Source organism: Rhodohalobacter sp. (assembly GCF_041686455.1).
Lineage (GTDB): Bacteria > Bacteroidota > Rhodothermia > Balneolales > Balneolaceae > Rhodohalobacter.
Genome location: NZ_JAWLDW010000060.1, coordinates 1 through 15,872, shown reverse-complemented (window position 1 = coordinate 15,872; position 15,872 = coordinate 1). Strand labels below are relative to the sequence as shown.

11 protein-coding genes are annotated in these 15,872 nt (G+C 40.9%); 3 read left to right on the top strand and 8 right to left on the bottom strand.

The window, feature by feature from the left end; translation table 11 throughout:
* Positions 1–147: 147 nt before the first annotated feature.
* Genes ACESM0_RS08345 through ACESM0_RS08330 form a run of 4 tightly spaced genes read right to left on the bottom strand, consistent with a single transcriptional unit; the run spans position 148 to position 6,657 of the window.
* Complete coding sequence (locus ACESM0_RS08345; RefSeq protein ID WP_372905483.1) at positions 148–3,369, bottom strand: efflux RND transporter permease subunit; 3,222 nt, start codon at positions 3,367–3,369, stop codon at positions 148–150.
* Between the two features lie 57 nt (positions 3,370–3,426).
* Complete coding sequence (locus ACESM0_RS08340; RefSeq protein WP_372905481.1) at positions 3,427–4,512, bottom strand: efflux RND transporter periplasmic adaptor subunit; 1,086 nt, start codon at positions 4,510–4,512, stop codon at positions 3,427–3,429.
* Positions 4,513–4,532: 20 nt separating this feature from the next.
* Complete coding sequence (locus ACESM0_RS08335) at positions 4,533–5,897, bottom strand: TolC family protein (protein ID WP_372905479.1); 1,365 nt, start codon at positions 5,895–5,897, stop codon at positions 4,533–4,535.
* A 49-nt stretch (positions 5,898–5,946) separates the two neighbouring features.
* The gene (locus ACESM0_RS08330) at positions 5,947–6,657 is read right to left on the bottom strand and encodes an ArsR/SmtB family transcription factor (protein WP_372905477.1); all 711 of its coding nucleotides are present in this window, start codon (positions 6,655–6,657) and stop codon (positions 5,947–5,949) included.
* 265 nt (positions 6,658–6,922) lie between these two features.
* Here ACESM0_RS08330 and ACESM0_RS08325 point away from each other — a divergent pair, with 265 nt between their 5' ends.
* The gene (locus tag ACESM0_RS08325; protein ID WP_372905475.1) at positions 6,923–8,722 is read left to right on the top strand and encodes a hypothetical protein; all 1,800 of its coding nucleotides are present in this window, start codon (positions 6,923–6,925) and stop codon (positions 8,720–8,722) included.
* Between the two features lie 56 nt (positions 8,723–8,778).
* Here ACESM0_RS08325 and ACESM0_RS08320 read toward each other — a convergent pair whose 3' ends face one another.
* The 3 genes from ACESM0_RS08320 to ACESM0_RS08310 all read right to left on the bottom strand — a co-directional run bounded on the left by ACESM0_RS08320 (position 8,779) and on the right by ACESM0_RS08310 (position 12,007).
* A complete protein-coding gene (locus tag ACESM0_RS08320; RefSeq protein ID WP_372905473.1) occupies positions 8,779–9,699 on the bottom strand; it encodes a Brp/Blh family beta-carotene 15,15'-dioxygenase in 921 nt (306 codons plus the stop codon).
* Position 9,700: 1 nt separating this feature from the next.
* The gene (locus ACESM0_RS08315; RefSeq protein WP_372905471.1) at positions 9,701–10,891 is read right to left on the bottom strand and encodes a lycopene cyclase family protein; all 1,191 of its coding nucleotides are present in this window, start codon (positions 10,889–10,891) and stop codon (positions 9,701–9,703) included.
* Positions 10,892–11,041: 150 nt separating this feature from the next.
* A complete protein-coding gene (locus ACESM0_RS08310) occupies positions 11,042–12,007 on the bottom strand; it encodes a PorV/PorQ family protein (protein WP_372905469.1) in 966 nt (321 codons plus the stop codon).
* Between the two features lie 139 nt (positions 12,008–12,146).
* On the opposite strand from ACESM0_RS08310, the gene ACESM0_RS08305 reads away from it, so the two are divergent.
* Entirely contained in the window at positions 12,147–13,217 is a 1,071-nt protein-coding gene (locus tag ACESM0_RS08305) for an agmatine/peptidylarginine deiminase (protein ID WP_372905468.1), read from the top strand.
* Between the two features lie 19 nt (positions 13,218–13,236).
* On the opposite strand, the gene ACESM0_RS08300 is transcribed toward ACESM0_RS08305, so the two are convergent.
* On the bottom strand, positions 13,237–14,043 hold the full coding sequence (locus tag ACESM0_RS08300) for a hypothetical protein (protein ID WP_372905466.1): 807 nt from the start codon (positions 14,041–14,043) through the stop codon (positions 13,237–13,239).
* A 277-nt stretch (positions 14,044–14,320) separates the two neighbouring features.
* Here ACESM0_RS08300 and gatB point away from each other — a divergent pair, with 277 nt between their 5' ends.
* The gene (gatB, locus tag ACESM0_RS08295) at positions 14,321–15,769 is read left to right on the top strand and encodes an Asp-tRNA(Asn)/Glu-tRNA(Gln) amidotransferase subunit GatB (RefSeq protein WP_372905464.1); all 1,449 of its coding nucleotides are present in this window, start codon (positions 14,321–14,323) and stop codon (positions 15,767–15,769) included.
* The last annotated feature ends 103 nt before the right edge of the window (positions 15,770–15,872 follow it).

The following is a 15,872-nucleotide window of genomic DNA, read 5'->3' as shown; positions in this document are numbered from 1 at the left end:
TTTCATGGGTTTGGTGGTTTGTTTTACATTAAAGATTCTCCCCTAAAAGGGGAGATAAAGAGGGGTGTATGTCTGATCTTGAAATATGTTCTAACACCCACTCTCCGCCTGAGGCGGAGTACTCCCCTCGAGGAGAGATTAGTTGTTTTATTTTCTCACAATCTCATCTGTTTTTCTATTCTTGTTCACCATAAAGTAGATCAGTGGAACGGTAATCAGCGTTAGTGCAGTGGATGCAATCGCTCCGCCCATTAGCGAGATGGCCAATCCCTGGAAAATCGGATCAAACAGGATCACAATCGCGCCAATAACTACCGTACCGGCCGTTAGCAGGATCGGCATGGTTCGCACTGCACCGGCTTCCACAACAGCGTCAGCCAGCGTATTGCCTTGCCGCAAGCTGATCTGAATAAAGTCGATCAGCAGTACCGAGTTTCTCACCATAATTCCGGCCAGGGCAATTAAACCAATCATCGATGTAGCTGTAAAAAAGGCTCCGGTAACCCAGTGACCGATCAAAATTCCAATTAGTGAAAGCGGAATGGCAATCATCATGATAATCGGTACACCAAAATCCTGGAACCAGCCTACAATCAGGATATAGATGATGACCAGCACCACCGCAAAGGCAATTCCCAGGTCACGGAACACTTCGAGTGTGATCTGCCACTCACCGTCCCATTTCACCGTCAGATCTTCGCTTGTAAAGGGCTGACCGGCAAATGCCTGCTCTAAACTGTATCCGGCCGGCAGGGCTATGTTGTCGATCTCATCCCTTGCATCCAGAATGGCATACACCGGACTTTCAATCTCGCCGGCAACTTCAGCCGTCACATAAACGACCCGTCGCTGATTTTTGCGGTGGATGCTTTTCTCAAGCGTTCGCTCTTCCTGCTGAACTAAGTCACCGATCGGAATCATCGCTCCGTTTCTAGATTGAACATGTAATCCGGCCAGCCGGTCAATTCCGGATCGTGACGCTTCATCCAGTTTCATCGTAATGGGCACAATCGTAGCCTCATTTTCACTGTAGAGCGAACTTACGGGGTGCTGCCCCAATATCATCCCGAGCGATTCTGATACCTGATTTGGCATCACGCCTGATACGGCGGCTTTTTCACGCTGAACGTTAAATCGATATTCGGTCTGATCGGCTTCCACCATCCAGTCGCTGTCTACGATTCCGGGTGTTTGAGTAAAGATTCCTTTGATATCCTCTCCAATGGAACGCTGCATCTCCAAGTCTGGGCCATAAATTTCGGCCACTAGTGTAGACATTACCGGTGGTCCCGGTGGAACTTCCACTACTTTAACGTTGGCATTATACTTTTCACCGACGGCTTGAACCAGCGGTCTCATTCTTTTGGCAATATCATGACTTTGATCCGATCGCAAACTTTTGTCTACAAGATTCACCTGAATGTCTGCCACATTTGATGATTGACGCAGATCATAACTGCGAACCAGTCCGTTAAAATTGATCGGTGCATTGGTTCCTGAATAGATCTGATAGTCGTAAACTTCAGAGATTTCCAACATAACAAGCCCAACTTCTTGGGCTACCGCTTCGGTACGCTCGAGCGTAGTTCCCTCGGGCATATCGATGATGAGCTGAATCTCGTTTTTGTTATCAAATGGAAGCATTTTCACCTCAACCCATCGAACATAGAAGAGCAAAAGGGTAGCAAACAGAACAGCTGTGGTTCCGAGCAGAAATGCCCAGCGTTTCCAGGTACTCTCCATCAGTGGACGCATGGTCTTGTTGTAAACCTTGAAAATAATCGTCTCTTCCAGTTTATAACCTTTACCATCTTTTCCGCTTGATTGAACTCTGGCAGTTCGTAGCAGTCGATAGCCTAGCCATGGAGTCGCAATCAGAGAGATAATGAGCGATAAGATCATCGCTACGGTCGCACCAATTGCTATCGGACTCATGTAGGGGCCCATCAAACCGGAGACGAAAGCCATAGGGATGACGGCGGCAATCACGGTAAATGTGGCGAGAATAGTTGGGTTACCCACCTCGTTGATCGCATAGATGGCAGCCTGTTTGAACGGCAGATTTCTCATCTTAAAGTGGCGATGCATGTTTTCGGCCACAATAATGGAATTATCCACCACGATACCTGTCACGAAAACCAGTGCAAAAAGTGTAATTCGATTGAGTGTGTAATCGTACATGTAGTAGAAGAAGAGAGTAAGCGCAAAGGTAATTGGAACTGATATAAATACGACCAATGCTCCGCGCCAGCCCATCGCAAGAAATACAACAAATGATACAGCTAAAACAGCCACCACAAGGTGAATAAGCAGTGTACTAACCTTTTCAGTTGCCGTCTCTCCGTAATTACGAGTGGTTTCCACCTGAATATCGGATGTGATAACGGATCCGCTCAGCTTATCAACCATCTCATCAATTTGGGTAGCAATGGTCATGGCATCTGCTCCTTGTCGTTTAGCTACAGAAATAGAAACAGCAGGGTAGGAGATTCCGGCTTCCTTATTTTTCTCAACAGCAGAAACTGGTCCCGAAATATAGGAGACGTAGTTGGCCGGTTCACCCGGTCCGTCGTTCACTTCCGCTACATCTCTTAGAAGGATGGGGTCACCTTGACGAACATCCACAACCAGCGACCCTACATCATCAGCCGTTTCCAGGAAATTGCCGGTTTGAACCAGAAATTCCTCATCATTCTGAGTAAAAGAACCTGATTTAAACTCACTATTTGCCGCCTGAATGGTTTGAGCCACACGAAGCGGGTCAATCATCATCGAAGCCATTTTTTCCTTGTCCAGAATCACTTCAACAGTCCGGGAGCGACCTCCGTGAATATTGGTTTCAGCCACATCAACAATGGATTTGATCTCATTGTCCAATTCCTGGGCTACCCGTCGAATTTGGTAATCGTCGTGATTATCACTCCAGAGTGTAAGGGTCACAATCGGAACGTCATTGATAGACCTCGTTTTAATGAGCGGCATGGTGACAGGTTCCGGCTTGGTATCCATAAACTTCATGATCTCATTATAGAGTCGCACGAGGCTCTGTTCCACATCCTGACCCACATAGAAGCGGGCTGACACCATGGCCTGCTCCGGCATAGAGGTGGAGTAAACATATTCAACGCCCGAAATATTGGAGATAATTTTCTCCAATGGAATGGCAATACGATTTTCTACATCCTGCGGCGATGCACCGGGATATCCAACATAAATATCGGCCATAGGTACATCAATCTGGGGTTCTTCTTCGCTCGGTGTAAGCCAAACGCCATACACACCGATCGCTAAAAAGGCGATCATCAGAAGCAGTGTCAGCTTCGAATCGATAAACGCCTGTGCAATTTTACCTGCTAATCCGGTTTTCATTTTATCTCTGTTTCTTCAATTCAAATTTTTAATTCAAAAAATGGTTTTATGATACTCTTATCGCACGCTGAGATGTTGACCCTGTCTCAATGACTGATCCGGAGCATAAACAAACTGTTCACCCGGTTTCAGTCCGGTAATTACTTTTACAGCATCACCTGATCTTTCGCCCAGCCGAACCCATCTTAATACAGCACGGTTGTTATCTGATATGGTATAGATTCCAGTGAGTTGACCCCGTTCAATAATAGCATCAGCAGGTATGGTTAAGATTTCTGACTGATTGATATTTATGCCGACCTCAGCAAACATTCCTACTTTGAGAGCTTCATTGATCTCAGCATCCTCTATCATCGCTTCAATTGAGAATTGACGGCTCATTGGATCTCCGGCCTCACTGATTGCTGTTAACCGTGCTTTTGCATTATTGACTCCTGCTGAAGCTATAGAAACAGAGATGACTGAACCTTCTTCAAGTTGTGAAATCTGATTTTCGGCAACTGTGGCCGTAATTTTTACAGAAGAGGGATCTGCCACAGAAACCAGCGGATGTCCCGGAGCAGCCATATCACCTTCAGAGACAAACTTGTTGCTTACAATTCCGGTAAAAGGAGCCCGTATCACTGTGTAGTCCAACATCTCATTTACTTCATTCATCCTTGCTTCCAATGCTTCCATGTTGGCTTTGGCAATTTCATACATGGTTGAAATATCGTCCAGCTCCTTAGATGTAGCGCTATCCTCCGCATAGAGATTCTTGATTCGATTATAATTTTTCTCGGTGTTCTCCAGATTAGCTTGGGCTTGAACCATATTGGCTTCAATCTGGGATTTTTGAGCCCGGATCTGATCGTCTTTAATTCGCACAAGCAGATCACCTTTCTGAACACGGTCACCCACGGTTACCGGAGCTGAGGTAACGGTTCCCATTACAATAGTACTAAGATTCGCCTGGCTATTGCTTTCAACTTTGGCAGGGAATACCATTTCTGCCTGAGATTCGGAAGATTCCGCTGTGCGTAGTTCAACTTCAACAGAATCCTGCTCAATGTCGGCGGTTTTATCAGAACTGCAGCCGCTTAAAAGTATTACGGCAAACAGCAGCGTCAATAGTCCAGAAATAGATTTTGTGATCGTATTCATTTTCTTTGTCATTTTTGTGTTTAGTTGTTAAAATCCTGTTCAAGAAGCATCTCCAGCGCGGCGATGCTCATATTGTATTTGTAGAGAGCCATCACGTTTTTCAGTTTGGCATCGGCTAATTTGGTTTCGGCTTCAAGCAATTCGGTTGTTTGCTCCATTCCTTCGCGGTAGCGGTTGGTACGAATTTTCACATCCTCAGAGGATTGTTCAATCGACTCTTCTGTTAGCTCGAGTTCTTTTTCTGCATGCTCCAAAGAGCGATAAGCTTCACGTACCCTGTTTTCCATTTCAAAGAGATGACTCTCCTGCATACTTTGAGCCTTTCTGTAATCGGCGCGAGCTTCCATCACCTTGCCGGCCTGACTAAATCCGGAAAAGATATTCCATCTCAGATTAGCCCCAATCATGTAGGAGCTTGCGTCAAAACCTGCGAAATCCTGATCATTGTATTCATAGCTTCCAAATAGATTGATTTTTGGCAGAAAGCTGAATTTGGCAGATTTACTCATTCTTTCAGCTGCTTTCACTCTCTGCTCAATAGCTCTTGTCTGGGCATTATTCACGTTAATATTGGTCAGATCAGAGGGTATGAATGAACCATCTATCCCTTCCAGGTTTTCCGTCGGTATAATTTCTACTGAACCATCCACTCCTAGCAACAGTGACATCTCTTCCTGCACGCTGCTCAGCTGATTTTCAGTATTCATCTTACGGCTCTCCATCTCCAGTTCGTAAACCCGTGCAGCCAGAAAATCCTCCTTGCTCAGAAGTCCCTCCTCAAAAAAGTTCTGAGCTAGTCGCCTGTGCTCAGATGCCGTCTCCAGTGCAGCTTCAATCACTTCGAGCTGACGTGTGTGTAGAATCAGACTATAGTATTGGTTGCGTACCTGATAACGTACATGGTTCCTGGTCCCCTGTAATTGCTCATTTACTGAGTTTAACTGACTCTTTACAGCACCGCGCTGCGTCATCATATCCGGATTAAACAGCGGCTGACGTACTTCAAATTTGGCGCTGTAGTTTTCGTAAGCATCAGGATCATTTAACAGGGTGGGGTTGAAGTCCTGCTGACTTACAACTTCCTGCTTCAGCTTAAATCCAAATACGTTTAACGGATCGTTTGTTGAGACCGCATTGTATTCGAATGATAGCTGTGGCATAAATACAGCATTTGTCTGCCGGTATTGAGCCTTAGTTTTGTCTACGTCAAACTCCGCCTGTTCTATGGAAAAATTTTGCTCCAGGGCGATTTCCATAGCTTCCTGAAGCGAGAGTAAAAGCCTGTTATCATCATTTGAACTTGACTGACCCAGAATTTGAATCGGGATCAGAAAAATCAGCAAAATCAGATATACCTTAGGTATATGATATATTTTAAGATTCATTATAGTTATTGTTATTTAGTTATTTATGATATTTTTAATCTTAGATAGGTCAATAAATACTACCCTGTGTTTTCCCCTTCTCTTTGCGCTGATTACATTCATCACGCTCGATCGGTAAACTACCTGCTGACCAATCCGGGTACCCTTTTTCTAATCTGGATCCGCTGTATCCGTTTTGATTTAAAAATTCAACAGCATCGTCAGCCATCATGCATAGCGGCCCGCGACAGTATGCCACAATCTCTTTTTCTTTTGGCAGCTCACTTATCTTCTCCCGCAATTCCATAAGTGGAAATGAGAGCGCATTTTCAATGTGGCCATTTTTGAACTCTTCCTCAGGCCGAACGTCGACAACTACCACACTGTCAGTTTTAATTTTTTTGACCAAATCATCCGTGGAGATCGTTTTCAAGTGTTTACGCTTTTTTCTGAAATCATTGAAAAGCTTGTTGATCTCTTCATTTTGTATGAAACCAAGACGTCTTAATGCGCACCATGTTTCAAATACCTGCTTATTAGCCAGTTTGTAGTAGTTGTATTTTCCGCGCTTTTCACTTTCCACTAAAAAAGCATTTTTCAATACCTGAAGATGTTGTGAAGCATTGGCTACTGATAAATTTGTATTCAGAGCTACGTACTCAACCGCTGCAGGCCCCTGCGCCAGCAGATCCAGTATTTCCAGCCGATGCGGATTACCTAAAGCTTTAGTCATTCCGGACATCTCTTTATAAAGTGATGTTTTAAATTTTCGTATATCCATTCTCATTACCTTTTGTTCATTCACATGATAGGGAGGGCAGTATCTTCATTCAATAAAACTATTGAATGAAAATAATTAAATATTACTTAGGCTATTAACAATTGGAAATCAATTAGTTACAGATAGTATCTATAAATTTAGTTAAACATGAAGTGTAACAATGGTTACAAATCAAATGAGGATTTTAGGGTATAAAGTTATAAAGAGTATTTTGTCTCAAATATTGTATATTGTCACTAAGCATTTTTTAACACAGTAATTTTTTATGATTCAAAATCAACACAAATTTCACATACCGGTAATGGGTACCGGTCATTCTATCGATAGTCCCATTAGGGTCGCTCATTTAGGAGTTCATTCCGTTATCTCTATCGTGGATGATCTTCTATGCGAAAAAATCCGGAAGCACTATAGCAGTGAATTCAATCTCCCATATAAAAATATTCCCCGTTCCTCATTAGATGGAAGGGCAGAACGAATAACTGCATATCTAAATACTGTTTCAGAGATCGTTAGTCAGAAGTTTGAGGAACTGAAAGAAAAGCCTCTTTTCTCCGATTCTGAAAAGGATCGATACTTTCATATGCTGCCGGATGACAATCCGTTAAAGAAGAGTTATGAGTTTATTTCATCATTAGGTGATAAGGAGACACGTGAGCAATATATCCGTGAATTAACAGAGAAAATGACTCCGGGAGCAATTGATGTCAATATTATGGCAAAGGTTGACGCGTTGAGACATAGCAGTGATGGGGAGCCGATGAGCTCAGAATTTAGTGATGCCAGTGCTGCCCTCAGGGGATTTGCCAACAGCGAACTGGAGTCAAGTGTAGTTCTATCAGCCGGGTTCAATCCAAGACTTTATAATTATTTAGCAGAATTCAAGGACTTCTATCGGGATCAGTCTGGAAAGATCAAAAAGACGATCATCTTGAAAGTGAGTGATTTCAGGTCTGCTTTGATACAAGGAAAGTATATGGCCAAAAAAGGGCTTGAAGTAGCTGAATTCCGGATAGAATCAGGCCTGAACTGTGGCGGGCATGCATTTGCATCTGATGGACAGCTTCTCCCGGTTTTACTGCAGGAGTTTCGAGACAAGAAAGACCAGCTTCAGGCTAGTTTCCAACCGCTAATCCAAAGTTTTTACGAGACTCAGGCATGGGATTATCCTACCGATGATTACGAAGTTGCCAATCCCCGTATTACGGTACAGGGTGGAATTGGTACACATGGAGAACTGAGACGCTTAATGGAAGATTTTGAAGTGGATGCCACCGGATGGGGCAGTCCTTTTCTGTTGGTACCTGAAGCTACTTGTGTGGATGAATTTACATCGAATGTACTGGCCGAAGCCGGGGAAAAGGACCTGTATTTAAGCGGAGTATCACCTTTAGGTGTACCGTTTAATAACGTTAGAGGATCAGGGTCAGAAATTCATACCAAAGAACAAATCGAAATAGGCAAACCGGGATCTAGCTGTCCAAAAGGATTTTTAGTTTCCAACACAGAGTTTACTGAAAATCCAATCTGTACGGCTTCTTCTGAGTACCAACTTTTGAAAATTAACCAAATTGAAGAAAGTGAGATTCAGGAAGAGAAAAAAGAACAGGCAAAAGAGAAGGTATTGGCAAAAACATGCCTCTGCACAAATCTCGGGACAGGTTCTTTAATCCGACTTGAAATTATGAAGCCCTCGTACGGGAGACAGGCCATTTGCCCCGGACCCAATATCGCTTGGTTCAACCGCGAATACTCTTTAGATGAGATGGTAGATCATATTTATGGTCGTTGTGAATCTATTGTGCAGGAAAAACGCCCTCACATGTTTGCAAAAGAAATCAACATGTATGTGGACTATATTTCGGAATTGTCGATTATTGCCGGAGATGAGGAACAGGAGTGGAAAAAACTGAATAAAATGAGGAAAAACCTCGAGAAGGGAATGGACTTCTGCCTGGAGATCTCTGCAACGGAAGCGTATCCCGATGAAAACCTGGAATCAATCCGTAACACAGTCGAAGATCAGCGTCTGCGACTAGAAGAGATATTTTCAGTACCGGCATAATTAAACGGTGATATGAATAGAAACAGGAATCTCTGAATAATGAGGTTCCTGTTTTTTTAAACCTCCCGATACATTTTATCTGCAATAAAAAGATGGGGCAGGGTAAGAACGCTTATCAGAATAAACATCAGCGTGATAAACTCACCTTCAAGCTGAAGAAACTGGTTGATGCCGTAAAGCATAAGTAATCCAAACAGTGATACCAGAGTAAATGGAGTAGCCTTTTTGTAAAACTCTACAAAAGAGAGGCTTTTCCTTTTAGACTCAAAAAATTCCTTCATTTCATTTACGTGGCCAATAGAGTGCCAGAGTGCAAAATATACCGCAAACCCGATCAGCGGTCCGGTTATTATTATCAAGCCGGCAAGTAATGTGCTGTCTGCTACAAAGCGAAGATTTTGTTTAAAGTGTTTTTTAAAAATCCCCCATAGAGTAAATGCCGCATAAAGTGATAAAAGAATCAAAACAGAAAGTGAAGCATCCGGCATGAAATCTTCAAATGCCATGAGATCCATTCTCATAGCTTCGGAAATGATAGGATATGTGGTAGTAGGGGACGAAAAAACAATTAATCCAATAATGAGTACTCCTCTGAGAATATACCAAAGATAACTTGGGGCTGATGAGTTTAGAAAATCTTCCATATCAGCCTGCCCAAAATGATAAATGGAGATCAGCAGGAAGAGAGTCATACCGGCCACCGGAGCATATATCCACAGAACGGCAATGATCAGCATAATAAACAGATAGCTGGCGTAAAATAGTAAGTGATCTTTGAGGGAATTTTTCAAACCATAGAGCTCAGTTGCCATGATATGATCTATTGCACCGTGTGGAATGCCAATGATAAAAACTGAGAGTAACAGAATTGGAAGCGTCAGTTGATTAAGAAAATCCGGTAGACACAGGGCTATCCCAATTAAGACAAGAGAAGTGGTTACTGCCAAACGGTTTAATTGAACAGATGAGTGCCGCATTTTAAGCTCCCGTAAATATTCGATGTTTCATTTTCCAAATGGATTTAAAAAAGGGTGTATAGGGGAGTGTTGAGAAAATTTTTAATTCCTGCCCTAAGTGAGTTCCCTCTTCTAAAAATTGCAGTATTCTGTCGAAACTGTTGTGCTTAAATAGATCATGAAATATTTGAACAGATATATCATCTTGTTGATCTAAAATACTGAGCAGCATTATATCATAAATCCGAAATCGGTATGTTGATGCTCTTTGTTTCGGTATAGCTGTCTCTTTTTCAAGTGCATTTACAATTTCCCTGCTATGTTTTTGAATTCTGGTAAAGGTATATCCGGTAGTGGGTTTAGTTAGTCCGCCGGCTGTACCCATGTTGTATACGTAATTACAGTACATGAACGGATATCTGCGATCTTCCATTGGAATGACTCCTTTCTCTCTTCGAATAATGGAATAGTCATTGCTCTCCAGGTTAAACTTGGTCTTTAAATATTTGATTAACTCAAATTCATACTGCTCATCTGTAAGTACATCAGATGAGAATATTGTGTATTCAATAAGAGCTTTGGTTTTAGAAAAGGGTAGTGAGTAGAAAAAGGAAAGTCCGTTGGACTGAGAAATATCAAAATCCATAAATATGGCCTTATCCGGATCGAATAAATTTTTCCTGGTTTCAATTTCCCAGCCTAAAAAATGTTGCTTAAGAGAGATGTCTAATTTTTCTTTTTGAAGACCCGGTGGTTTTAAAGCGCTCTGAAAAATATGCTTAGCCTTGAAATTCCCATAATCCGTAGCGATTACTCCTAGATTTTCATCAGTTTTAAAATCATAAATCTTACTCTCCATGAGCGTAACATTGCCTGACTTCTCTGCTAAACTCAGAATCTTTTCTGAATAATCTACGCTTCTTATGCAGTAGTATTTATATCTGCTGAGATCTTCATTCATGCTGTTTGAAAGGGCAGAGACTTCCAAATTGGACCATGTATGGTATATCAATTCTTCGAACGGAATATTTGAATTATCCCAAAAACACCACGTCTTATCATTAACAGGTGTGAAATTAAGATCGACAAGTAATATACTTTTTGATCTCAATTTATCAGACTGAAGCATATTCCATAGTAGACTTAAACCCGAGGCCCCGGCACCCGCGATTATATAATCGTAGATATGATCGTTCTTATCTATAGATCTCATAAGCTCATTGTAAAAAAGGCTCCAAATCTTAAAAGAAATGGAGCCTAACCCTAAAGAACAACCTCACGATGTTGCTGTTTTTCGGAAAAAACAGTTAAGAAGCTGCATTTAACAATTAGATTAACTTGTTTAAAACGGTCTCCGTTCAGTTCAATTAAAATAATACTCTACCCCAAACGAGTGAGCAGTACCATAACCCGTTGAAAATGGAATGAACGAATAGTTTACTTTAATCGGATCCATTAAAAGACCCATTCCAAGACTGTAAGGACGTTCTGTTGGACCAAACCGATATGCGGAATAAAGCTGAATTAAATCAGCAATTTCGGTATCGATACCAACTGTCAAATAATCATTGTCAGCGTTTTCCACTGTGAAATCTCCCGTGTAGTTATTTTCAAGCGGACGAGCCCATTCCGAAAATGTACTTAATAAAATAGGTAAGTCATTTTTTCCCGGGGTGGAAAATTCTACGAGCTGAATTGCAATACCTGCCTTCAATAAACTGGGAAGTGCTGACGAGGTCTCATTCAGATTCTCCATTTTTCCGATGTTATTCACGGAGAATCCCGCCGTTACTCTATCATCATATAATCTTGCTGACGTACCAAAATTGAAAGCATAGCCATTCGCTCTTAGCTGAAAAATTTCTTCCCTTAAAAACTGACCTGTTATTCCAACTGAAAATGGTCCCAACTGGTATGCAGCTGCTCCACTTAGGGAGAAATAGCTGATTGAAAACGTACCTGTAGACTGCCCGGGTTGGTCTCTTGCCTGAAAATCCTCCGACTGCGTACCGTAAACGCCCATGCCAAATGTAAATCGATCTCTTTTTGTGTGAAAAGCTGCAAACTGATTATTTAAGTTTGCTATCCAAAGCGAGTAATTTACCTGCAGTCCCGATCTTTTCTCGAATGATAAAAGTGAAGGATTAGAGTAGATTGATGAAGAACCGGTTGGAACTGCAACGGATCCTTCTCCCATTGCCAAAATTTGTGCTGAGGGCCCAATATTTAAAAAATCCAGCCCGCTTGCAGTATCTTGAGAAATACCCGGCCTAAATACAAAAATCGATAAAATTATAATTACTGAAACCCGCTTTAAGAATTTTTTCAAAACAACAGCTTTTACGTAAGCTTATAATTGATATTATAGACTGCTGAAAAATATCGTTCAGTTCTTTCAGTAAACCAAATCTTTAGCAAGGTCATATTTGGATACTAATTCCTAGATAACAAAACCGACAAAAACATTTATGAATAATCGACCAGATTATCGCTACAGAATGCCGGCCGAGTGGCATCATCACGCAGCAACACAGCTTCATTGGCCATCGAATACAGATACCTGGCCGGGAGAAAGACTGGAAAGGGTAGAAGCAGTCTATTTGAACATCATTAAAGTCCTCCACCAGTATGAACCGATTATTCTGCTGGTTGACGAGAAACTTTCAGCTGAGAAACTAAAAATAAAACTGGAAGAGGATTCTGTTGATTTGTCAAAAGTCCATATCTACTCCTTACCCATTAACGACGTTTGGGCGAGAGATTGCGGGCCGATATTTGTTCAGCATCTTGATTTTCCTGATCGATATGCAATTACTGACTGGGAGTATAATGCCTGGGGAGAGAAATATCCACCGTTTAAGGATGACAATCGACTGCCTGGCTGGTTTGCTGATACGTTTAATCTGACAAAGTACGAAACAGAAATGGTGTTAGAAGGGGGATCAATAGAAACAAACGGTAATGGTGTTCTTATGACAACTGAATCTGTTCTTTTGAATAAAAACCGAAATCCGGATTTGTCTAAAGATGAAATTGAAGAATCAGTAAAGTATTATTTAGGAATGGATAAGGTGATTTGGTTAAAAAATGGATTAGCCGGAGATGATACAGACGGACACATCGATGATTTGACTCGTTTTTTAAATAGAAACACAATTTTGACAATGATAAGCGAAGATCCGGCTGATATAAATTATGCTGTATTGAAAGAGAACTATGAAATCTTAAACAGTGCAACAGATCAAAATGGAAACCACTTTAATATCATCACATTAATTTTGCCTCATACCAAAATTGAAGGTACAACCGTGGATGGTTCAAAGTATGTACCCGCCAGTTATGCAAATTTCTACGTTGCAAATGGAGTTGTACTGCTTCCCTTATATGATGAACGTTATGATGAAGATGCATTGGATCTACTCTCTGAATATTTTCCGGACAGGGATACTGTAGGTATTGACTGTACAGATTTAGTTTGGGGACAGGGCAGTATTCATTGTATAACTCAACAACTCTACGCAGTTGGGCTCAAGCAGTAAACTATATTTTTAAAAATTTTTATAGAGCTTCTACCAGTTCCCAAAGTTCATATTTTATAAGATCCCGGGTTCTGTAAATATGATCGAAAAACTCATTAATATTTGTATCGGGATGAGTATGCCTTATTAGTTCTTCGGTAAAACCAAACTCGATATCTTCGAGATTATCGTAGTAGTCAAGTGTTGAAAAATTATATCCATAGTTGAGCCCTCCGGGCATGAGCAACTCATGGAGTTCCCATCCATCCATTTGATCACGTTCCATTCTCTCTTGATGCATTGGCCGTGCAATTTCATCTTCAAACATTTGATATTCGTACTCGTAACCCAGGCCAACGTCCATATAATTCATTACTATATATCTGCTGGGGGAGAAAGAACTATCAGCTATTACACTGTTTCTTACCTTCCAAAGTTCGGAATGGTTGGGAGATAAAAATTCCATATAGTCGTCGGTCAATGATCGTCTTTCATCCTCGGAAAGCTGATTTGAATATTGATTAAGTACATCTTCAAATCCTGATATTTCATCACTTATTGTAATTAAAACATAGTTATAAAACGAATTTTGAGTACCGGGATAGGTAACTTGATAAATATACCAGTCTTGTATGCTGCCGTTTTCTTTTCTTAATTCCTGAATAGATAGAAAAGTGGAAGATATATGATTTAGAAAATCATCCTCCGATTGGTTTTCAATTTTCAGGTAATCAATATGCATATATTTGCCCTGCCTTTCCTGAGCACTTGTCGAAAGAGAAATAATCAAACAGACCAAAATAGTTAGAAGAGATATTCGAATCGGAGTGGCCATGGTATCCTCCATCCAGAATTAAAAGTTAATTTAATTAACAAAATTCTATCAACAATTCGAAGTATTTGATCACTTAAAATCAAAATTATAATACCAATTAAGCGAATATAGTTAAATTATTAAATTTGCTAACATTTTGAATTACGACTCATTGTAAAGTAATTTCAAAACAATTTGAGGGTATTTATCTCAACTCAGATCAATTGAGTTGCTATATATTTCCTTGTTACATTGTCTTTATACTTTCATATCTTCAAGCAAAAGTGTTTTTGTAACTATAATTTTACAAATGTCAACAATTTCAAACGAGAAGTACGAAGCTGTTATCGGGCTGGAAGTTCATGCTCAACTTTTAACCAATAGTAAAGCATTTGCTCCTGTGTCTGCCGAATATGGTTCAGCGCCTAATACCCAGGTCACACCACTATGCTTAGGCCATCCAGGCACTTTACCTGTCTTAAACGAAAATCTTGTTCGATATATCATTAAAATGGGATTGGCTACAAACTGCAATGTTGCTGAAAAGTCAATTTTTGCTCGTAAGAACTACTTTTATCCCGATCTGCCGAAAGGCTACCAGATCTCTCAATATGACACTCCAATCTGTTTTGATGGCCATATTGATATTGAATTAGAAGATTACGACAAAAAAATTGGGATAACCCGTATTCATATGGAGGAGGATGCAGGAAAATCCATCCACGACCAGGATCCGTATCATACACTGGTTGATTTAAACCGGGCCGGAACGCCACTTATCGAAATTGTATCAGAACCAGATCTCCGCACACCTCAGGAAGCGTATGCGTACCTGACAAAAATTAAACAGATTGTTCAGTATCTGGAAATTTGCGACGGAAATATGGAGGAAGGTAGTCTCAGGTGCGATGCAAACGTTTCTGTACGACCCAGGGGAAGGGAAGAGTTTGGCACGAGAACTGAGCTAAAAAACATGAACTCATTCCGGAATGTTGAGCGTGCAATTACGTACGAAATTGAACGCCAAATAGAATTGATAGAGTCAGGCGGTGAAGTTATCCAGCAAACGTTATTATGGGATTCAAACAAACTCGAAACCCGTAAAATGAGAAGCAAAGAAGAAGCTCACGACTATCGCTACTTTCCGGAGCCGGATTTACCACCCGTAGTGGTTACCGATGAACTTTTAGACGATATCCGTAAAGACTTACCGGAATTGCCCAGTATTCGATATCGTCGATTTATTGATGAATTTGACCTGTCAGAAGATGTTGCATATACGCTTACGGAAACCCGTCAGCTTGCTGATTATTATGAAAACACTTTGCTTGAGCTGAATGAACCAAAAGCCGTTGCAAACATTATTCTCACTGAGGTATTAAGGGTGCTTAACGAAAAGAGTTTTAAAATTAGCGACTTTTCGATTTCAGAAAAAAGGCTGGCAGATCTTGTTCAGTTAAAACTCAATGACAAAGTAAATTCATCGGCAATGCAGGATATTTTTAATGCAATGCTAAATTCAGACAAATCCGCTGAAAATCTTGCTAAAGAATTGAATTTGATTCAAGTTTCGGATTCAGACTTTATAGACCCAATCATTGACGAAGTCATATCAAATAATCCCGACGAGGTAGCTCGTTACAGAGATGGGAAGAAGGCTTTAATTGGGTTCTTTATCGGGCAGGTTATGAAACAGTCTAAGGGGAAAGCTAATCCGCAACAAGTTCGGGAACGCATATCTGCAAAACTGGAAGAATAGGTTAGGCTAATTAAATTAATCTACAGAAAATCATCATTATCAAAATTACTTTAATGAACTACAAAGCTGCTTTTATTTTATTTATTGCCGCTATTGTGATGTT